Source organism: Murimonas intestini (genome assembly GCF_024622195.1).
Lineage (GTDB): Bacteria > Bacillota > Clostridia > Lachnospirales > Lachnospiraceae > Murimonas > Murimonas intestini.
In genome coordinates this window covers 520,745-540,831 of the sequence record NZ_JANKBI010000001.1, presented here as the reverse complement: position 1 = coordinate 540,831, position 20,087 = coordinate 520,745, and the positions used below count along the sequence as shown (strand labels likewise).

At 44.5% G+C, this 20,087-nt stretch carries 16 protein-coding genes; 14 read left to right on the top strand and 2 right to left on the bottom strand.

Annotated elements, in window-relative coordinates; translation table 11 throughout:
* Positions 1-82: 82 nt before the first annotated feature.
* The 13 genes from NSB28_RS02480 (at position 83) to NSB28_RS02420 (ending at position 15,714) form a co-directional block, all read left to right on the top strand.
* Positions 83-466 carry a DNA-binding transcriptional response regulator gene (locus tag NSB28_RS02480; protein WP_109624362.1) on the top strand — a complete coding sequence of 128 codons (384 nt, stop codon included), beginning with the start codon at positions 83-85 and terminating at the stop codon, positions 464-466.
* A 71-nt stretch (positions 467-537) separates the two neighbouring features.
* The gene (locus tag NSB28_RS02475; protein WP_257497404.1) at positions 538-1,287 is read left to right on the top strand and encodes a LytR/AlgR family response regulator transcription factor; all 750 of its coding nucleotides are present in this window, start codon (positions 538-540) and stop codon (positions 1,285-1,287) included.
* Positions 1,288-1,446: 159 nt separating this feature from the next.
* Positions 1,447-2,601: a GHKL domain-containing protein gene (locus NSB28_RS02470; protein ID WP_257497403.1), complete on the top strand. Its 1,155-nt coding sequence runs from the start codon at positions 1,447-1,449 to the stop codon at positions 2,599-2,601.
* 54 nt (positions 2,602-2,655) lie between these two features.
* Positions 2,656-3,525, top strand: a complete 870-nt coding sequence (locus NSB28_RS02465) for a hypothetical protein (protein WP_109624365.1) — start codon at positions 2,656-2,658, stop codon at positions 3,523-3,525.
* A 4-nt stretch (positions 3,526-3,529) separates the two neighbouring features.
* Positions 3,530-4,237, top strand: coding sequence for a polyphosphate polymerase domain-containing protein (locus NSB28_RS02460; RefSeq protein WP_257497402.1), 708 nt, complete (start codon positions 3,530-3,532; stop codon positions 4,235-4,237).
* Between the two features lie 61 nt (positions 4,238-4,298).
* Positions 4,299-4,976, top strand: coding sequence for a DUF4956 domain-containing protein (locus NSB28_RS02455; RefSeq protein WP_109624366.1), 678 nt, complete (start codon positions 4,299-4,301; stop codon positions 4,974-4,976).
* Positions 4,977-4,996: 20 nt separating this feature from the next.
* Complete coding sequence (locus tag NSB28_RS02450; RefSeq protein WP_109624367.1) at positions 4,997-6,547, top strand: CotH kinase family protein; 1,551 nt, start codon at positions 4,997-4,999, stop codon at positions 6,545-6,547.
* A 21-nt stretch (positions 6,548-6,568) separates the two neighbouring features.
* Positions 6,569-8,749: a hypothetical protein gene (locus tag NSB28_RS02445; RefSeq protein ID WP_109624368.1), complete on the top strand. Its 2,181-nt coding sequence runs from the start codon at positions 6,569-6,571 to the stop codon at positions 8,747-8,749.
* On the top strand, positions 8,700-9,863 hold the full coding sequence (locus NSB28_RS02440; protein WP_109624369.1) for a HEAT repeat domain-containing protein: 1,164 nt from the start codon (positions 8,700-8,702) through the stop codon (positions 9,861-9,863). Before NSB28_RS02445 ends, NSB28_RS02440 begins: the two co-directional genes overlap by 50 nt.
* Positions 9,860-11,263, top strand: a complete 1,404-nt coding sequence (locus NSB28_RS02435) for a glycosyltransferase family 2 protein (RefSeq protein WP_109624797.1) — start codon at positions 9,860-9,862, stop codon at positions 11,261-11,263. Before NSB28_RS02440 ends, NSB28_RS02435 begins: the two co-directional genes overlap by 4 nt.
* 10 nt (positions 11,264-11,273) lie before the next feature.
* A complete protein-coding gene (locus tag NSB28_RS02430; protein ID WP_109624370.1) occupies positions 11,274-13,145 on the top strand; it encodes a metallophosphoesterase family protein in 1,872 nt (623 codons plus the stop codon).
* Positions 13,146-13,365: 220 nt separating this feature from the next.
* The gene (locus NSB28_RS02425; RefSeq protein WP_109624372.1) at positions 13,366-15,261 is read left to right on the top strand and encodes a sensor domain-containing diguanylate cyclase; all 1,896 of its coding nucleotides are present in this window, start codon (positions 13,366-13,368) and stop codon (positions 15,259-15,261) included.
* A 33-nt stretch (positions 15,262-15,294) separates the two neighbouring features.
* Positions 15,295-15,714: an acyl-CoA thioesterase gene (locus tag NSB28_RS02420; RefSeq protein ID WP_109624373.1), complete on the top strand. Its 420-nt coding sequence runs from the start codon at positions 15,295-15,297 to the stop codon at positions 15,712-15,714.
* On the opposite strand, the gene NSB28_RS02415 is transcribed toward NSB28_RS02420, so the two are convergent.
* Both NSB28_RS02415 and NSB28_RS02410 read right to left on the bottom strand, forming a co-directional pair.
* Positions 15,708-16,298: a response regulator transcription factor gene (locus NSB28_RS02415; RefSeq protein WP_109624374.1), complete on the bottom strand. Its 591-nt coding sequence runs from the start codon at positions 16,296-16,298 to the stop codon at positions 15,708-15,710. The genes NSB28_RS02420 and NSB28_RS02415 overlap by 7 nt on opposite strands.
* Entirely contained in the window at positions 16,299-17,744 is a 1,446-nt protein-coding gene (locus NSB28_RS02410; RefSeq protein WP_109624375.1) for a sensor histidine kinase, read from the bottom strand. It abuts the gene before it with no gap.
* Between the two features lie 241 nt (positions 17,745-17,985).
* Here NSB28_RS02410 and NSB28_RS02405 point away from each other — a divergent pair, with 241 nt between their 5' ends.
* Entirely contained in the window at positions 17,986-20,076 is a 2,091-nt protein-coding gene (locus NSB28_RS02405) for a serine/threonine protein kinase (RefSeq protein WP_257497401.1), read from the top strand.
* Positions 20,077-20,087 lie beyond the last annotated feature (11 nt).

The following is a 20,087-nucleotide window of genomic DNA, read 5'->3' as shown; positions in this document are numbered from 1 at the left end:
GTTTGAAGCCATCCTCTTGAAAGTTATGGTTTGTTTCGTTATGTTAACTTTAGAAAGCAATGACAGAAGGAGGAGAAAACGTATGTGGAGGATATTTGTCTGTGATGGCAATGAAGCAGAAAAGAAACAGATCATAGAGTTCGTGCGGCATTGCTGTGATGAAAACAGCGTGGAAGCCCGGACTTCGGGGTGCAGTGATTGGCCGGAACTTGCGGAACTGGTGAAAGTGGAGGAACCGGATATTGTGATTATAGCTCAGGACGGCGTGGAAGGGTTAGACACGATTACAAGCGCATGTTATTTGACAGGCAGGATCATCTGGTTTTCAAATCTGGATTTTGGCATACAGGCGTATAGGCTCTGTGTTGCTTATTTTTGCAAAAAACCGGTAACGTATCAAAAGATAGTACGGGCAGTCAAAAGGTGTCTGGAGAAACAAACAAAGTCACCCGGCGATATGAGCTGATATCATGTATTGCTCGATTTTCAACAGTTATTCTACAATTTACAACATTTATATTGTATTTGATGCTATTTATGATTAACTATAAACAGGGTGATAAGATGTATATTTCTATATGCGATGACGATGAAAAAGAGAGAAAAATACTTGCAGCATACATCCAGAGAGCTGAAAAAAAGAATCAGCTCCCATATAAAATTGCAGCTTTTGAAAGCGGTGAGCAATTAATAGAATTCATGGAAAAAAGGGAGGTATGCAAAATCAATTTCCTTGATATTTATATGGATGGAATGAACGGAGTGGAATTAGCTGGAGAAATACTCAAAAGGGATAAGGATGCTGCAATTGTATTTACTACTACCAGTGCAGATTTTATGGCAGAAGGATTCCAGATTGGAGCGGCACATTACCTGGTGAAGCCAATCAAGTATGGAAATGTGGAAATAGCTTTAGAACGGTGTCTGAGACTTGTAGGGAAAGCAGAGCGTTACATAGAACTGAGCGTTGACCGGGAAATCAGAAAAATTCTTTTCTCCAAGATTATTTATGTGGAGTTTCAGAACAGATATTGTCTTCTCTACACAAGCTATGGAATGATGAAAAGTTATCTGAGGCTTGGTGATCTGGAAGAAAAGCTGAATGATCCAAGATTCCTTCGGTGTCATAGAAGTTTTCTTGTCAATCTGGACTATGTATCCTCCATGGCAGGTTATAGTTTTACCCTGCTGGACGGTTCTTCCGTGCCTGTACGGCGGGAGGAGCGGGCAGCCATGAAGCAGAAGTTTGAAGACTATTATTTTGAAAAGCTGCGTAAGGATTTATAAACAAAGGAGGTGAGGATTATAAAAGATAGCATAAGGATATTCTTTTTTAGCTTTTTTCTTAACCTGCCATGTTATCTTTTATGCTGTATTCCCTTTTTTACGAAACTGCGGGTCAAAAAATCTACAATTATAGCAATGATCGGGGGTACAACATTATGTGTGGCCGCTTACTATACAGTGCGGAATTATCTGATGCCTGACGGACGGTGGCTCGATTCGATAGTACTTATTGTGTTCTATCTGATTTATATGCTGGAATATATTATCGCATTCAGGATCTCATTCCCAAAACTGCTGTATATCTTTATGGTGGTGCAGGCATATTCGAATATCATAAACGTTACTGCAAAATACATAGATGTGAAATTATTTCCTGGCGATGTGAATGTTATGGCAGCTGTTCCCTATAGCTGTATGATACTGGGCATGATGCTTGTTACGCTTCCCTTTCTGTACCGCCTGTTTGAAAAAAGGATACAGCCGGCCATGGATGGCCTGGGAGACAGAAGTTTTTGGCTGCTTTGTATTACGCCGGTGCTGTTTTTAATTATTAATGTTTTTTATTCATGGTTTTATATTGAAAACTTGAATGATGACAGGATTTTTTCAATCTATATACTTGTACTGCTTACTGGCCTTCTGACATATTTTGTAACCTTCCGGGCTGTTCTGGATTCCTCCATGAAGGTAAGGCTGGAGGATGATATGCGGAATATGGAGCATCAGCTCAGTCTGCAGGCGGCAAATTACAGACATCTGACCGACAATATTGAAGGAATCAAAACAGCGCGCCATGATATGCGCCATCACCTGACTGTGATTATGGGATATGCGGAGGCAAAGGACACAGAAGGCCTGAAAAAATATCTGGCGGATTATCTGAAAAGCCTTCCGGATGATAATGAACAGTCGGTATGCCTGAATTATGCAGTAGATACGATTGTACGCCATTATTTATCCAGGGCGCGCAGGGCAGGAGCGGAAATTGATGTAAAAATTGTACTACCCCAATCTGTCGGAATACCTGACATGGAGCTCTGTATTGTTTTCGGGAATCTTTTTGAAAATGCTGCCTGCAGCATAGAAAAGCAGAGAGCAGGACATAAATTTATTCATGCCAGATGCTCTGCCGCACAGGGAAAGATGATTCTTACACTGGATAATTCAACTGATTCTAAAGAGAAATCAGAACCTGGTGTGGGCCAGACTTCTGTAAAGGGAGTTGCTGAACGCCATGGCGGATGTGTGCGGTTCGAACAGGAGGGGGATATATATAAGAGCTCGGTACTGCTCTTTATCGCTCAAAAGCAGTAATATGACAGCCGGAAAAAAGAGCGCAGCAGAAAATATGATATTTCAGGAGAATAGATGAAAAAGCAAATTTATAAAGTTATTTTAATTGTATGTCTGCTGCTGTGTGTCCTTTATTTATTCCTGAGGACCGGACATAGCGGGGAAAAAGAAGCAGAGACAGGAATGTTTTCATGGGATGAGGAGACTGTAGAGGACCCGGCAGGTATGAAGGAATTGATTAAGGCCCTGGGTATCACAAGGTGGTATCAGGAATTCCCACAGGATTTGGATGAAGAAAAAACTGCTGCTTTTATAAACTATATGAATACGCTGGGAGTGAAGACAGACGCACTTGTAGGATCAGTTGAATGGGGATTTGAGGAGGATGGCGCTTCTCTGATCGCATGCATCAGTTCTATTGACAGCTACAACAGAAACGTCAGGCTGAAGGAGCGTATCGGCGGGCTTATGGTGGATGTGGAACCCTATATCACAGAGAAATTCAAAAATGACAGGGAATACTATATGGACATATACGTGAATGGTATGAAAAAAGCATATACATATGCAAAAAGTAAAAACATTGATATCATTGCGTGTATTCCCAGACATTATGATGACCAGGGACTCCGGGAAGGGCTTGAGGAGCTTATCGCTGAAACATGCGATGAGGTTGCAGTCATGAATTATGGCAGAGGGAATGAGACAGAGATGATAGCTGAGGAAGTCCGGCTTGCAGAGAAATACAAAAAAGTATTCCACTGTATTCTGGAATTCCAGAATGTGGGTGTACATGGCCTTACTGAGGAAGAGACCTACAGGGAAGAAGGCATAGGGGAAGCAATAAAGACCTGGGGAAAAATCAGGGATGCCTATCCGGATGCCCGGATAACAGCAGATTACCATTGGACTCGTCCTTTGCTTGAAATGATAAAGGAGGAATGAAATATTGGATATTCAGAAGGTGCTCCGTCAGGAAAAGAAATATCTGCTGGCTGCAGAGCAGGGGGCCCGGCTGGCGGCAAAGCTGGAAAAAGTTATACAGGAGGATCCGCATAATGGTGAGAATGGGTATATGGTCCGTTCACTGTATTTTGACACACTGAACAATAAAGATTATGAAGAAAAAATGGCTGGAACAGAAGTGAGAAGGAAAGTAAGGCTCAGGGTCTACGACCCGGAGGATGATTTTGCGCTGATTGAAATTAAGCAGAAACAGGGGGGAAACCAGCTGAAGCGCTCTATGAAAATAAGCAGGGAGCATGCACAGAAACTTTCGGAAGGCGATTACAGCCCGTTGACACAGTATAAGGATCCATTTGCAGGGGAAGTCTACGGAATTCTGAATATGAGCGCTTATATTCCCAGAACAATTATTGAGTACCGCAGGAAAGCATTTATAATGCCAGAAAATTCAATCAGGATAACATTTGATTCTCAGATAAATGCTACGGAGTCCAACAGAGACCTGTTTAGTCAGAATCTGCTGTTCTATCCTGTGCAGAATCCCTGGAAAGTGATTCTGGAAGTAAAGTATAACGGCTTTCTGCTCTCTTATGTGAAAAATATTCTGCAGGCGACAGATAAAAGCGAAATAGCGGTGAGCAAGTACTGCATGGGCAGAGCAGTCAGTTACAGAAATTTACAAATGGTATAAGCAGGAGCAGCGTTCCGGCAGGTCTGTGTATTTACTGAACAGTTATAAGGAGGAAAGGTATATGAGTGGATATTTATCTAATATGATTCGTCAGATTGAGGCTTTGAACATGTCAGGTATAGTTACGCAGCTGGTTGTTGCGGCGGCTTTGGGATTTGTTATTTATCTGTCTTATTTCATTGCTCATTCAGGAACAGTCTACAGCAGCAGGTTTAATGTGAGTCTTGTGGTGCTCACAGTACTGACGACACTTGTCATGACGGCCATCGGAAATAATGTGGCGCTGTCTCTTGGTATGGTCGGCGCATTATCAATTGTACGTTTCAGGACAGCGATTAAGGATTCCAGGGATACGATCTACATCTTCTGGGCGGTTGTGGTGGGGCTGGCCTGCGGTGTAGGTGACTATTCTACAGCGGGTGCAGGCAGCGCTATGGTATTTGTGATTCTTTTGATCCTGGGACGTATCCAGAACCAGAACAGAATGCTTCTTATCGTGAGGGGAGCCAGAAGTACAGATATGACAATAATGTCAGTTGTTATGGAATACTTTAAACGCAGAGCAAATTTAAGGGTAAAAAATACAACAGACGATACAGTGGAACTGATCTATGAGATACCGCGCAAGATCTATCTGAAAGCCAGCAGCGGCGTGGACAGCATTGAAGACCAGCTTTATCAAATAGAGCATATCCGGTATGTGAACCTTGTGACACAGGATGACGATATCACCGGATAAAGAAAGAGGTGGAAAACATCATGGGAAAAAAGAGAATCGCAGCAGTAATCATTGCCATGGTGACTTTCCTGGGGTCTGTTCTGGCACAGATGGAGCTGGGTACTCCGCAATATCGTGTACATCAGCACAGGGACTGGAAAAACGAGGAAGAGCTGGGGATAGCAGATGGCAAAAACTGCATCCATGAGACAAATACTTCCGGGTATACTTATGACTCAAATGCTGTAGATACTGCAGAGCTTAAAACCCATCTTCCCATTGTGGTGATTGATGTGCCTGATAAAATACCGGGAGAACCTTACCATGGCGAGGAGGGAACAGAATACACCCTGGCGCCTGACGGCGATACATATACGATGGCAAAGATGAAGGTGATCGACCACCGGGACAGATATAATCAGGTCTCAGATGAAGGAGAACTGTCCTCACTGATCAGGATCAGGGTAAGGGGAAATTCTTCCAGATGGTTTGAAAAAAGCTCATATTCCATAAAGACAGTGGAAGAATCCGGAGATTACAGGAATGTAGCTGTGATGGGGATGGAGAAACATCATGAATGGGTACTGAATGGCCCATATCTGGACAAAAGCCTGATGCGCAACTATATGGCAATGAATCTCTCGGGGGAACTGATGGAATATGCGCCCGATGTCAGATACTGTGAAGTGGTTCTCAACGGAGAGTATAAAGGTCTTTATCTTATGATGGAAACAGTCAGCCGGGGAAAAGGACGGATCGACATTGAGAAACCCAATAAGACGCGGAATATTACAGGTTATATTATTGAATTGGACAATGACTCAGTTCAGCCGCCTACTGCGCTGGATAATTTTACAAAGTATGCGTCCATACTGCGGGAGCGGGCTTTTTTTGACATTGTATATCCCGGTAAGCTAAACCTTACGCCTGAACTGCAGGATTACATAGAGAGAGATGTCAGCGCCTTTGAAAAGGCACTCTATTCTTTTGATTATGATTCATTAAGGTATGGATATCCTGTTAAGACAGATGTTGACCAGTTTGTAGATTATTTTATTATCATGGAAGTATTTATGCAGTATGATGTGGGAAACAGGTCGACATTTTTTTATAAGGATATAAATGGACGCTTTAAGCCCTGTGTCTGGGATTTTAATAATTCTCTGGACAATGCGGCCATTAACCTGGAACTGGACGACTATCATATCAGCGGTTTTTTCAGCATTCAGTCTCCCTGGTTCTGGATGATGCTAAAGGAAGAGGATTTCATAGATCAAATCATCCGTGAATACAGAAGCCTGAGAGAGGGTATTCTCAGTGATGACAGCTTAAAGGAGTACATAAGTGATACGGGTGCTTATCTCGGGAGTGCGGTGGACCGGAATTTTGCTGTCTGGGGATATACATTTGAACCCCAGAACCTGCAGTGGAATAATAAGCTGATCCCGGATGAGAGAAATCCCTCAAGCTATGAAGAGGCAGTACAACAGATGGAAAATACACTGCTGGACAGAGTGGATTGGCTGGATAAACATATTGAGGTATTAAAACAGTATGGACACGAATCTGCAGTTAAGAAATTTAACCACTGACAGACAGAAAGGAGAGAAACTATGAAGAAGTTTTTGATTTTCTGTGGAGCTGTCATTCTGCTCTTTATATGCTGGTGGGGACTTTCAGGAAAATTTGGACTGTTTATTGACCTGCAGACTGATAAACAGGTAGAATCGTTCACGGCAGTCCGGGGAAAAGAAATTCTGGTTGACAGGGGTGAGGGGCTAAAGCCCTTTGAGATCAGAGGGATAAATATGGGAGTTGGGATTCCCGGCCATTTTGCTACAGATTATGCGATTGATAAAGAGACGTATCTGAGATGGTTCCGTGAAATACAGGATATGGGGGCAAACTGCATCCGCGTATATACGATACAGAACGACAGTTTCTATAATGCCATGTGGGAATATAACCATGATAATCCGGATCCCCTGTATTTCCTTCACGGACTGTGGGTAAACGATTATGTCCAGAATTCCCACAGGGACGCGTATGACAGTGAATTTGCAGATGCAATGATAGAAGATTCCAGGACACTGGTGGATATTATCCATGGGAATAAAAAATTCTCCCTGGGGGTGGATCTGGGGAAGGGGACATACAACAAGGATGTATCTTCATGGTGCCTGGGATATATACTGGGTGTGGAATGGGAAGACACAACTGTGGAATTTACAAATAAAATGCAGGATGACAGAAATTCGTACCAGGGGAAGTATATGTATACCACCAGTGATGCATCTCCATTTGAAGCTATGCTGGCTATGACTGGTGACAGGATAATCGAGTATGAGACAGTCCGCTATAAACAGCAGCGTCTTGTGGCTTTCAGCAACTGGCCGACTACAGACCCCCTGGAGTGGGATGAACTTGTAAAGTATTATTTCAGGAAGTTTGCGAAGGTAGATGTGGAGCATATTAAGACAACGGAGGAATTTTTGTCTGGGCAGTTTGCTTCTTATCATATTTATCCATATTATCCTGACTATCTCGGTTTTCTTGATATCATGGGAAGAGATGTTGGACAGAAGGCAGAGTTTATGGAAGAGAACGGAATTTACAATTCCTACAGAGCTTATCTGAAACTGATCAATGAGCATCATTCCATGCCGGTAGTAATTGCTGAGTACGGGGTTCCGTCATCGAGGGGACGCGCCCAGGATGAAAGAGGGCTGGGACGCGCTCAGGGCGGAATGTCTGAGAGTGAGCAGGGCGAGGCACTGGTGAGCTGCTATGGGGATATCATGGCGGCAGGCTGCGCCGGATCTATAGCTTTTACCTGGCAGGACGAATGGTTCAAGAGGACATGGAATACTATGGCCTATACAGATCTGACAAAGACGGCATTCTGGAGTGATTATCAGACAAACGAACAGTATTTCGGCATTCTTTCTTTTGATCCCGGTGAAAAAGAAAGCGTCTGTTATGTAGACGGGGATATTTCTGAATGGACAGAGGACGATAAGGTTATGGAAAAAGATGATGTATCACTCTGGTCAAAGTATGATGAGAAATATGTATATTTCCGGGTACATAAAGAAAATTATGATCCAGGCAATGATGTATTATATATTCCAATTGACACAACGCCAAAATCAGGCAGCATGAGCTGGGAAGAGAAGGACGGAGTATTTGACAGGGCAGCAGATTTTCTTATGATCATAGACGGCATGGAAAACAGCCGTATACTTGTCCAGGAACGGTATGAGGCTCTGCGGGCTATGTATTCTCAGCGTGCTTACCTGCAGGATGCATATCTGAACGAGCCTGCGAAGGACACAGACCATTTTGTGGAGATACGAATGATGATGCAGGTGCCAAATGATCCACATGATGAGGTAGAAAATACGGGATGGGATATTGGAGAAACATTTAATACAGGAAATCTGACATATGGCAATGGGAATCCCAAAAGCCCTGATTTTAATTCTCTGGCAGATTATATCATACAGGGAGATGAAATAGAAATCAGGATCCCCTGGCTGCTTTTGAATTTTTATAATCCTTCAGAGATGGTCATCCACGATGACTATTATGAACATTATGGAATTGAAAGGCTGAATATTGACAGAATGTACGCTGGGGCAGGCAGCCTTGGCAATAAAACGGACAGAATCACTATGGGGACCATTGAACTGAAAGGCTGGGGCAGAAATCCCACCAGCCATGAGCGCCTGAAGCAGGGGTATTATGACCTGCAGAAAATCTGGATTCAGAAAAAACAGGCGGAGACAGGATAAGCAGAGAGGGGTGAAGGTGATGGTACTGCGGGTGGACAATCTGATATATGTGTACATGGCTTTATGTGCGTGTCTGCTGCTGTTTAATCTGGCATATACCGGACGAAGGAGATTGGGCGATATCAGAAATCCTTCTAAAACAAGATGGTGGAATGCATATCTGATAAAGATGATAGCAGAAGAAGCAATGACAGAAACGCAGATGAAAAGGCTGACAAAACGGATAAGCCGCGTATCCGGCCTTCAGGTTTTTCAGGAGACTGTTGAAAAGTTAATTGCAGAGGGCGGACAGACCAGGACAAGGTCGTGGATCCAAAGTATCCATCCCATATTTGTTAAGATAGGCAGCAGGTATCTGAAAAAAGGTGTTATGGAGAAAGCATATTATGCATATGTTATCTGGCAGAACAGACTGTGCGGAGAAACAGAACAGGATGCAGTTGTAAGATACATGCTTCAGCTTACCGGGGAGCATTCCATTTACTGCAGAGAGAACGCCCTGCAGGCAATCTATTCTGCAAGCAGCTCGGAGGTTGTTGTTAAGGCTTTTAAAATGATGCAGCGCCATCAGATAGAACACAGCCAGAAGCTGGTGACTGACGGGCTGGCAGCTTTTCAGGGAAACAAGGAGGAGCTGGCAGCAGCGCTCTGGAGGGAATGGGATAAGTTCAGTCCGTATTACCAGACAGCATTTATAAACTTTATGAGGCTTTCTGTAGACTGCTTTGGGGAGAGGCTGCTAAACTTGTTTAAAATTCCTGAAACAGACAGAGAGGTGAAATTTGCCGTCATCAGGTATCTCAGAAGACATAAATGTGAAGATGCAGCGCCTGTTTTGCAGAAGCTTGTCAGAGAATGGGAGGTGGAAGACTGGGAATTTCCTGCGCTGGCGGCTTCTGCACTGGAAAACTATCCTTCAGAGGAAACGGTACAGGCTTTATATGAAGGCATGCACAGCACATATTGGTATGTACGCAGCAATGCGTCTGATTCTCTTATAAGGATTGCAGGCAAACATAATGTATTGGATGAGGTGTTGTTAAAGAATGACAGATATGCTATTGATATGCTCAGATATAAGCAGGAGCAATGGAAGGGGGAAATGTCCGGATGATGGATGCGATTAAAATATTTTTATTCGGCGTGGATATATTTTTTGTCGTATATTTAATTGGCTACAGCAGCTTTCTCTTTCTTTCTGTGCTCTGGGGTTCTAACAGGCTGTATACAGAACGCATGAATGAGAAGCTGAAGAACAGCCTGCATCAAGATTTCTATATTCCGATCAGTATCATCGTACCGGCCCATAATGAGGAAATAACAGTAGTGGACACGGTATGCACCCTGCTGAAACAGGACTACAAGCTATACGAGATTGTGATAGTGGATGATGGTTCGGAGGATCATACTGCCAAACGGCTGATTGAATATTTCCACATGTACAAGATCGACAGGCCTGTGAGAAAGAGGATACCGTGCAAGAAGGAACTGGCCGTCTATGAAGCTAAGGAGGGGGGCATTCAGCTTACCCTTGTTATGAAGGAGAACGGCGGCAAGGCAGATACTCTTAATATGGGGATCAATATCTCACGTTTTCCTTATTTTATCTGTATAGATGCAGACTCAATGCTTCAGCGGGATTCCCTCCGGGAGATAGCAAAGCCTGTTCTGGAGGATAACCGTACTATTGCCTGCGGAGGCCAGGTGAGGGTGTCTAATGGAGTGCGTCTGATAGATGGGAGAGTCCAGGATTACAGCCTTCCTAAAAAAATAATCATAGCCCTGCAGGTACTGGAATATGACCGTTCCTTTATGGCATCCAGGATCTTTATGGACAGCTTTAACGGAAATCTGATCATATCCGGAGCATTTGGACTGTTTGAAAAGAATACAGTAGTGCTTGCCGGAGGCTATGATAACTCAACTATGGGGGAGGATATGGAACTGGTGGTGAAGCTGCATGCTTTCTGCAGGCTGAACCATCTGGATTACAGGATAAGGTATACCCCCGATGCAGTCTGCTGGAGCCAGGCGCCGGGAAATCTTCCTGACCTTATGCGCCAGAGGAGAAGATGGCACATAGGGCTGTATGAAAGCCTTACAAAATATAAAGCGGCGGTAGGCAGAAAAGAATACGGAATTATGGGTACAGTCTCCTTTCTATATTTTTGGATCTATGAACTGCTGTCTCCATATATTGAAATTTTTGGTATCCTCACTATTATATTGTCTTTCTGGGCAAATTTGATCAATGTCCCTTTTATGCTTCTCTTTTTTGCTGTTTATGCGCTTTTTGGCTGTACGCTTACTCTTGTTGCATTTTTCAGCAGGATCCACACGCAGCAGCTGCATATAACTGTTTGGGACGGCGTAAAGGCTATTCTGCTGAGCGGTTTTGAGCTTGTGGGACTGCGTTTTATACTCATGCTGGTCCGTGTAAATGCATTGCTGGGATACCAGAAGAATAAAAATGTCTGGGGAGAAAAGGAACGTTACAGGCATAACAGAGAATAGGAGGTAGCAGATGAAAAGAATTTTCAATAAAGACAGTTTAAAGAGAACAGCTGCTGCATTTTTTGGCATACTTCTGCTTTGTCTGGTTTTTATAATTGCCCATATAGACAGCGGACAATATGGAATCAATGGAAAGGCAGAGCTTTCTGTACCCGGGGACAGTGGAAGGATAGAGTTGATTTCCTCAGGCAGGACAGAGTGGAAGTACTTGGATGACGGACAGGAAAATATTGTGGAATCAGGTGATGAGTTACGGTGGAGAGAGAACAAGTATGATGCTTCAGGATGGAAAGAGGCAGCAGGTTCTTTTGGGGCAAAGGACGGAGAAAGAAAAGAGATGGGGAAGGGAAATGCCCCCAATATTCTGCTTGAACAGTATGATGATGACGGAAACTCAAAACCTGTTTATCTGTTCCGCACGGAGCTTACAATTGCCAATCCTGACAGTATCGCTGTCATGACAGGAGAAGTGGAATTTGATGATGCTGTGCTGATCTATATTAACGGGGAATTGGCATGGGCGGGAAACAATCCGGACGGGGGATATAAAAAACTGACAGATTATGGGGCAAAAGAAGGTGTCTCCAGTCCCCGTTTGGAAAAGTTTACAGTCAAAGACACGTCTATGCTGAAAAAAGGGAAAAATACTGTAGCTGTTGAGGTACACCAGAATTATGCCTCGGGCTCGGACATATATTTTAACTTTATATCTTTGGAGGGGCTGACTAAAGGGGAGGAGACAGTGAAACTGGATACTTCCGGCCTGCTCCTTGAAGTGGGAGAAGATGAGAGAAGTATCCGTGTAAACTGGTATACAGATGATGCAGGAGCATATGAACTTCAGTATAGTATAAAACAGCAAGATGAGGAACCAGCTGCCTATGCTGGCTGCCTTATGGGCAGGCAGAAGGGGGAAGCAAAGGATGCATATTGCTATACTGCAGAGATAGATATGCTGGAGACAGGCAGAGAATATGTGTACAGAATCAGAAGGCTTGGCTCGCAGGATATTTCAGAGACCTACACATTCTGTGCCCCCGGGAAGGATGAAAAATTTACATTTTTATTTGCAGGAGATCCTCAGATTGGCGCCGGAAAGCTGACAATGGATGGAAAGGCCTGGGAAAAATCTCTTAATGAAGGTCTGGCAGCGGCGCCGGATGCAGCTTTTCTGATCACTGCGGGAGATCAGGCAGACAGTTCGGACCCGGAGAAGGCAAAACAGGAGTATTTAGAATTCCGCAGGCCGGAAATATTGAAAAGTCTTCCTACAGCAGTTAACCCCGGGAACCATGAAGCTGCAAATAACCTGTATGAGAAACAGTTCCAGAGAGATGGACGGAATGATCTGGCATATAGCTTTACGTATAAGAATGTTTTGTTTGTGGCCCTTGACTTATTTAACGATGATGCAAAAGGTCAGGCAGATTTTCTGAGGCGGGCAATAGAAGACCACCCTTCAGACTGGGTGGTGGTAACCATGCATTATTCTCTGTTCAGTGCGGGCGCCCATGCGGATGACGAATCAATTATAAAGAAAAGGAATCAGCTTGCACCTGTATTCTCAGAATGTAATGTTGACCTGGTCCTGGCGGGACACGACCACAGCTATTCAAGAACTTTCTATATGAATGGCCTTACATCCACGGGAAAGACAGGCGGAAGGAAGAAAAACGGGGAAGTCCTGTATCTGACGGGAGGTTCATCTACGGGAAATAAGTATTATGAAAAGAATAAAGAAGAGACAGGGTACGACGCTTATTTCCTGGAGGAGAAAGTTCCGGTAATGGTATCGGTAACAGTGAAAAGAAAATCCATAGAGATCCGCACGTATGATGTGTCAGGCGGAGAGGAGATCGATGCCTGTATAATGACAAAATGAGTGATGAGCGGCGGCGGGAGAATATCCTGGCGCTGCTTGTTTTTTAATTATAATAGAATTCTTTTTGCGATATTCTGTCTATGGTGCTATACTGACTATGACACTGCTATTCACAGCTTTCTCTCAGCAGATCTGGCTGTTACTGGAAAAGCGGTATGGATATGCCTGCCTGAGGATTCAAATGGACAAGCCGGCAAGATGAAATGGGGGCATGAAAACATTGAAGAATAAAGAATTGGCAAGAACTAATCTGTTGATAAGCATTGTACTTGTCATCGGCTTTGCGCTGACGGCAGTATTCAGCTACAGGGCCAATTACCAGGCGTCCCTGGATAATATTGAGAGGGTGTCATCCCTGACCACGGAAGGCATCTATTACCGCCTGACTACAATGTTTGCTAAACCAGTCAATATATCTATTACAATGGCACACGACAGTCTGCTGATAGAGCATCTCCTGAGCGAAGGTGAGCATCTGGAAGATGAGAATTACGCAGAAACGATCAGGACATACCTGAAGGCATACCAGGATAAATATGATTTTGACTCTGTATTTTTGGTCTCTGTTGCAACAGGGCGCTATTATAATTTCAGCGGATTAGACCGGGTACTGACCAGGGATGATCCTGAAAATCAATGGTATTATGATCTGATGGACAGCAGCCCTGAATATTCTCTGAACGTAGATAATGATGAAGTGGATGGAGCGGATAATGAGATCACAGTATTTGTGAACTGCAAGATTACAGATACGGACGGAGATGTGATAGGTGTCGTGGGTGTTGGAATACGAATCGATTATCTGAAGGAACTTCTTGGGGATTATGAACAGAAATATAATGTTCAGGCCAGCCTGATCAGCGGCGGAGGCAAGATCGAGATATCCACTGATTACACAGGATACGAGCAGAAGGACTGGTTTTCTGTATATGACAGGGAGGAGCTGCGCAGACAGATACTTCAGTGGACAGATAATACGTCCAATCTGGAAATATGGACAGATACAGGATCAGGGTCTGCTGAAAGCAGTTTTGTTGTGGCACGCTATATCCCTGAGCTGTCCTGGTGCCTTGTTGTAGAGCAGAATACAGGAAGGCTGATCCATGATATGAAGATCCAGCTTTATCTGACATGTGTCATACTTATCACTGTAATACTCATAGTACTGCTTGTAACTACAGCCGTGATCAGGAAATTTAACAGGCAGATCACAGCCCTGGTTGAAGAACGACAGACAAATTTCAAAAGGGCCACTGAAGAGATGTATGACAATATCTATGAGCTGAATATAACAAAGAACTGTTATGTCGGCAAAAGAACGGAAGAATACTTCGAAAGCCTGGGGGCAAAAGGGCTTCCCTATGACCAGGGCCTGAGGGTGATAGCCCGGAAGCAGATAAAGGATGAATTCAGAGAGGGATATGTGTCCACCTTTACACCTGAGAATGTCATAAAGGAGTACAATAATAATAACAATCATCTCAGGTATGATTTTATGATCACAGAAGACGGGATCAATTACAACTGGATGAGGATCGATGCATATATTTTATTTTCTGAGGAAGACCAGTCTATCCATATGTTTACATACAGAAAAAATATCGATTCTGAAAAACAGAAGGAACTTCAGGCAGCCACAGACGGGATGACGGGATTTTTTACAAGAAATGCCACTGAACGTTTTATTAATAAAATATTGTCAGAGAATCCGGGTACAAGTTATGCGTTTTTTATCTTTGACATTGATAATTTTAAGCAGGCAAACGATCAGTTTGGCCATGCATTCGGTGATTCATGCATCAGAGAATTTACAGACATCATCAGGAAGCATTTCAGGGAAAAAGATATACTTGGGAGGATTGGAGGAGATGAGTTTGCCGCCTTCATCCCTATCCCGGATGCAGACTGGGTGAGGGTAAAAGCAGAAGAACTATCATCGGCGCTTCAGATAAATTATACTGACCAGTGCGGCAGCTGGAATATGTCAGCCAGCATAGGAGTGTCAGTAAGTCCCGGGGATGGGACAGACTTTGACTCTCTTTATAAGAAGGCTGACGCTGCCCTTTATAAGACTAAACAAACAGGAAAAAATGATTATAATATCTACAGTGTCTGAGACAGAAATATATGTGTTTGGAAGGAGAAAAAAATGCTGAAAATTTATGAACACAAGGCCCAGTATTATGAGACTGACCAGATGGGAATCGTCCATCACTCCAATTATATCAGATGGTTTGAAGAGGCCAGGGTGGATCTGATGGATCAGGCGGGCCTGGGCTACAAAAAAATGGAGGAGGCGGGGATCATAAGTCCTGTGCTTTCTGTAGAAGCAGAGTATAAGTCCATGGTGCATTTCGGGGATGTGGTGGCTATAGAAGCTTCACTTGAAGAATACAATGGGATACGGATGACGGTGTCTTATCTGGTGAAAGACAAGGACAGCGGGGAGATCAGATGCAAAGGCAGAACACGCCATTGTTTTCTGGACAGGGAGGAAAAGCCTGTGTATCTGAAGAAGTCGGATCCTGTCTTTCATGATCTTTTTGAAAGGCTGAAGGCAGGTCAATAGGTGAGGCCTTTAAAGATATGGATAAGTTCACTCTGGTTTGCAAGCCCCAGTTTTTTTAGAAGATTATTCTTCTGGTTTGCGATCGTCTTAGGAGAGGACTGGAGCTTTAAGTCTTTTCCCATCAGCAGTTCAAAGATAGAATATTCTGCAGGAGAGAGCTCAGAAAGGATCAGGGAGGCTATCAGATGCTCCTGAGGAGTGTGGCCGCCGGCGGTTTTTCTGATAGTCTCCAGAAGGAGGCTGAACTGGCTTTTAAATATATAACCGGATGCAAAGGAGCGGCGGCAGGCATCTGTTATGATCTGAGGATTCTCAAATGCTGTCAGGATGAGGACTTTTGCATCTGTGCTGATACGTATCATTTTGGCGGCCTGTATGCCGTCCAGATTGGAGGCTGTCAGATTCAGATCCATTAGTACGATATCAGGTCCCATAGCCTGGGCGAGTATCAGCGCCTGTGCGGGAGATGACGCCGTGCCGCAGACTGTCATATCATTTTCTTTTTTCAGACAGTCTTTAATCAAAAAACAGAAATCCGGGTCGTCCTCAACGATCAGTACATTTATTTTCTCCTGTTCAGCCATTCAGTGTCTCTCCTTTCTTGTGAGTCCTCTTTTTCGCGGCTGGGGCAGATAGAGATAAAAAACAGTGCCGCATCCGTTTTCACTTTTTACGCGTATTTCCCCATCGTGCTTAAGCAGTACTTTTTGACAGTAATAGAGTCCAAGGCCTGTATGGGCATCTGTTCTTTTTGTAGTATAATAAGGCTGGAAGAGCTTTATAAGATCTTCTTTTTCTATACCCTTACCGGTATCTGCAACTTCTATGCAGCAATAACTCCCATGTTTCTCCTGATAGCAGGAAATACTTATCTTTCCGGTTCCGTCCATGGCATCAATGGCGTTCTGGAAAAGATTCAGAAGGACTTCCTTGAGCAGGTCTCTGTCACAGTATACTGTCTGTGCCTCCTGGCAGTCTAATTCAAACACCACTTCTTTATGTACTTTCTCCAGATCTTCATAACAGCTTTTTAAAAAGGACTGGGCATCGCAGTGCTCGGGTCTGGGATTAAGCTCCTGGGAATAAGATTTTGTTTTGGAGATATATCCTGAGACGCGGCTGGTGGAGCGCCGGATGATCTCTGTATACTCCTCAATCTCTTCAGAAGGCGCCTCTTTTACAATATTTTGTGCGCACCAGTCGATCTTTGCTATCTGGTTTTTCAGCATATGCTGGACAAGCTCCATACTCTTGTTGATCAGCTGGCTGTCTTTATCCCAGTCATACGTCTCATGGCGGAAACGTGCGCCCATGAACCCGTCACGCGATACATGATATAGGTAAAAGAGGATCAGGATCATGATTATGACAAGATTCCCCTGCCATGTCTTAAACATCCTGCCAAGACTAAAGAGCTGGACAGGAAAGATACTCAGCATGGCGTACCAGCTGGGAACGAGGACCAGAAAAGCAATGGCTCTTTTCTGCTGTCTGATCTTGGAATGGCGTTCCCGGGTCAAAGTATTGAGGATCATATAAGTCATCACGATACTGTTGATAAAATTGTAGATAGTGACAAGCATATAATATGTTCTGTCATTCAGCTGAAAATACCTTGTCTGTGTATAGGGATAGAAGAAACCAAACACTATTCCCGGTACAAAGGACAAGATACAGATCCAGGGAAAAGCTTTCGGATGCCTCAGTTCGAAACGGTTAAAATATAAGCTGAAGATCAGCATGGTAGGGGTGGCAAAATAGTAGGGTATTGCTGTCAGCACAGAATAAATGGTAAGGGCGGTCCCTTCATCCAGCAAAGAGGGGTAGGACTGGATCACCCAGGGGAAAAGGCTGTAGTACAGATATTCTTTCAAGACCCCTATGCTGAAGCAGATACCACTTATGAAACACCATCTGTTTAATTTATTGTGTCTGTTGCCTATGTAAATCAGAAAAAACAGCAGCCATATGAGAAAGGTAAACAGCAGAAGAAATTCTCCCGGCAGGCCTTTTGGTGAGCTATCTTGCATATTTTGATCTCCTTTTTGTACCCTTGAATCATTTTCTTGCGGTCTGTGGTTTAAGTATACAAAATATTTCGGTTAACTACAAGATTTCAGTGCTATATTTATCTGAAAATAAATCCCAAAAATTTTAGGAACTCCTTAATTACCCGCAGTGTTATGATAATAATAAGATTATTGCAGGGATAGCTGAGAATAGAGCGAATGTTGGCGTCATATGTGCAGAATATGGGGAGGAAGATATTCTATGGATTATGAGAAAATGTGTATGGGCTGTATGAGGGAAAAAAACGGTCAGGACCAGAAATGTCCTTACTGTGGTTTTGATGAAAAACAATTTGTAGCCCCGGCGTACAGCCTCGTAAACCGCAGTATTTTGAACGGCAAATATATGACAGGGCGTTTTCTTGAGGAAAGCGGCTACTTCATTACTTATCTGGGATGGGACTTGAATCTGGAAATAAATGTGATGATACATGAGTATTATCCCTGTACGATGCTGTGGAGGGATGATATGACACAGCCTGGCGTGGGGTGCCGGCCGGAGGACCAGGAGGCATTTGCAAATGGAAAGAGGAAATTCTTTACAAGGGCAAAAGTGCTTGCCAGGATGTGGGATCTGCCAGGTGTCGTCAGTGTAAAGGATGTATTCGAAGAGAACGATACGGTTTACATGATAACTGAGTATTATCAGGGGATGCTGCTTGATGAGAAACTAAAGGAAGCCGGGGGAAGGCTGGATGCAGATACAGTCTTATACTGGATGGAACCGGTGATGCAGGCTGTTTCCAGGCTGAACAGGGAAGGTATAATATGCATGGGGATCAGTCCCGGAAATATCCTGATAACCACAGAAGGGTCAGGCAAGTTGAAAGAGATCTGGAATCCTACGGCAATCTCTCCTTATGATGAAGGCGGGTTCGTGCCGGCCGGAAACAGTTATCTGGCTGAGGAGGAATACCGGAAGGACAAAGACCCCGGGCCATGGACTAACGTATATGCAGTCTGTGCTGTTATCTACAGGTGTATAACCGGTTCAGCGCCTCCTAAAGCTATGGAGAGGATCATATATGACAGCATTGTGCCGCCTTCCGGGCTGGGCTTTAACATGGGGAAAGTACGTGAGGAAGCACTCATGAGAGGTCTGGCTATACATGCGGATGACCGCTGCCAGAATATGGAGCAGCTGATGGAAGGGCTGTACCGCAGTGATGCCCCCCGTACCGTCTCTCAGAGCGCCCCGGGCCCTGTACCACAGCCCGGCGCCCATCCCATGCCGCGGCCCGGCGTCAATTATGGGGCAGATAATGTGACCAGGCCGGTATCGGACGATATGACAAGGCCCCTGCCGCCCGGCAGACCAGGCGGCACAGCGCAGAGGGAGCCAGCCGCTTCAGCCGGGGAAGGCAGCAATGCCTATATGGGAACGAAAAACGGGCCAGGTGCTCCAAAAGGCAGGAAATGGCTGAAATGGCAGGCCTTTGCGGCGGCAGCGGCTGTTCTGCTGTGCAGTGCGTGCGTATTCTTTTTTGTTAGAAACGGCGGCTCAGGGGGAGATAAGATACAGACGGGGACAGTGCCTGCGGAACAGGAAACAGTGCAGGCGCGCCAAAACAGGTCAGATACAGAAGCCCCTGCAGCAGAAAAAGATACCGGCCAGCCCGGTGGAACAGGGCAGGGCAGCGAAGCCGGACAGGGCAGAAGATCAGGACAAAATGACGGGACGGGAGGACAGTCCACAGAGGGAAACGGCTATAGCTGGGATCCGCAGGAGCCAGAAGTAAACGGAAATGGCACAGGAAAAGATGAACCATCAGGAGAGCAGAACGGCCTGAACCAGGAAGATTTGGTATACGGAGGGGCGGACTTTCCTTACCTGGATTCCGTTATCAGCCGGTTTGCAGACGACAGATGCGTGGAATATGGCTGGGATGAGGTCATAGTGGCTGACAACTATATAATGTATCTGCTGGATTATGCTGAAATACAGAGAGACGAAAGAAGCGGCCAGAACTATCTTTTGGTTGAAATGGAGATGAGTACCACTGAAGGCAGCCCGTACAGCAGCCTGCTGGTAGCAGATTATAACTTTGCAGCATTAGTGATGGATGCGAGTGCAGAGCGCCTGGTGATCTGCCTGCCGTCTATGTATTTTTTGAGCAGTGATGAAGAGACGCCCAGGTATTTTCCCATAGAAGTGGGCAGCGAATCAGCCGGGGAGATAATACTTGTGTATCCGATTCCGGACTGGTATGACAGCTGGGGCATTATGGAGACAAATATGCATAACGGAGAGGAAGCAGGACCATTGTACCTGGTCAGCGGCCAGGATGATTAGGCCGCTGTGCG

What these genes read in the sequence shown, in the direction of transcription:
- NSB28_RS02480 (WP_109624362.1), top strand. Translation starts at nt 83, where the DNA reads ATGTGGAGGATATTTGTCTGTGATGGCAATGAAGCAGAAAAGAAACAG.
- NSB28_RS02475 (WP_257497404.1), top strand. Translation starts at nt 538, where the DNA reads ATGATTAACTATAAACAGGGTGATAAGATGTATATTTCTATATGCGAT.
- NSB28_RS02465 (WP_109624365.1), top strand. Translation starts at nt 2,656, where the DNA reads ATGAAAAAGCAAATTTATAAAGTTATTTTAATTGTATGTCTGCTGCTG.
- NSB28_RS02455 (WP_109624366.1), top strand. Translation starts at nt 4,299, where the DNA reads ATGAGTGGATATTTATCTAATATGATTCGTCAGATTGAGGCTTTGAAC.
- NSB28_RS02450 (WP_109624367.1), top strand. Translation starts at nt 4,997, where the DNA reads ATGGGAAAAAAGAGAATCGCAGCAGTAATCATTGCCATGGTGACTTTC.
- NSB28_RS02445 (WP_109624368.1), top strand. Translation starts at nt 6,569, where the DNA reads ATGAAGAAGTTTTTGATTTTCTGTGGAGCTGTCATTCTGCTCTTTATA.
- NSB28_RS02440 (WP_109624369.1), top strand. Translation starts at nt 8,700, where the DNA reads ATGACCTGCAGAAAATCTGGATTCAGAAAAAACAGGCGGAGACAGGAT.
- NSB28_RS02435 (WP_109624797.1), top strand. Translation starts at nt 9,860, where the DNA reads ATGATGGATGCGATTAAAATATTTTTATTCGGCGTGGATATATTTTTT.
- NSB28_RS02430 (WP_109624370.1), top strand. Translation starts at nt 11,274, where the DNA reads ATGAAAAGAATTTTCAATAAAGACAGTTTAAAGAGAACAGCTGCTGCA.
- NSB28_RS02420 (WP_109624373.1), top strand. Translation starts at nt 15,295, where the DNA reads ATGCTGAAAATTTATGAACACAAGGCCCAGTATTATGAGACTGACCAG.
- NSB28_RS02415 (WP_109624374.1), bottom strand. Translation starts at nt 16,298, where the DNA reads ATGGCTGAACAGGAGAAAATAAATGTACTGATCGTTGAGGACGACCCG.
- NSB28_RS02410 (WP_109624375.1), bottom strand. Translation starts at nt 17,744, where the DNA reads ATGCAAGATAGCTCACCAAAAGGCCTGCCGGGAGAATTTCTTCTGCTG.
- NSB28_RS02405 (WP_257497401.1), top strand. Translation starts at nt 17,986, where the DNA reads ATGGATTATGAGAAAATGTGTATGGGCTGTATGAGGGAAAAAAACGGT.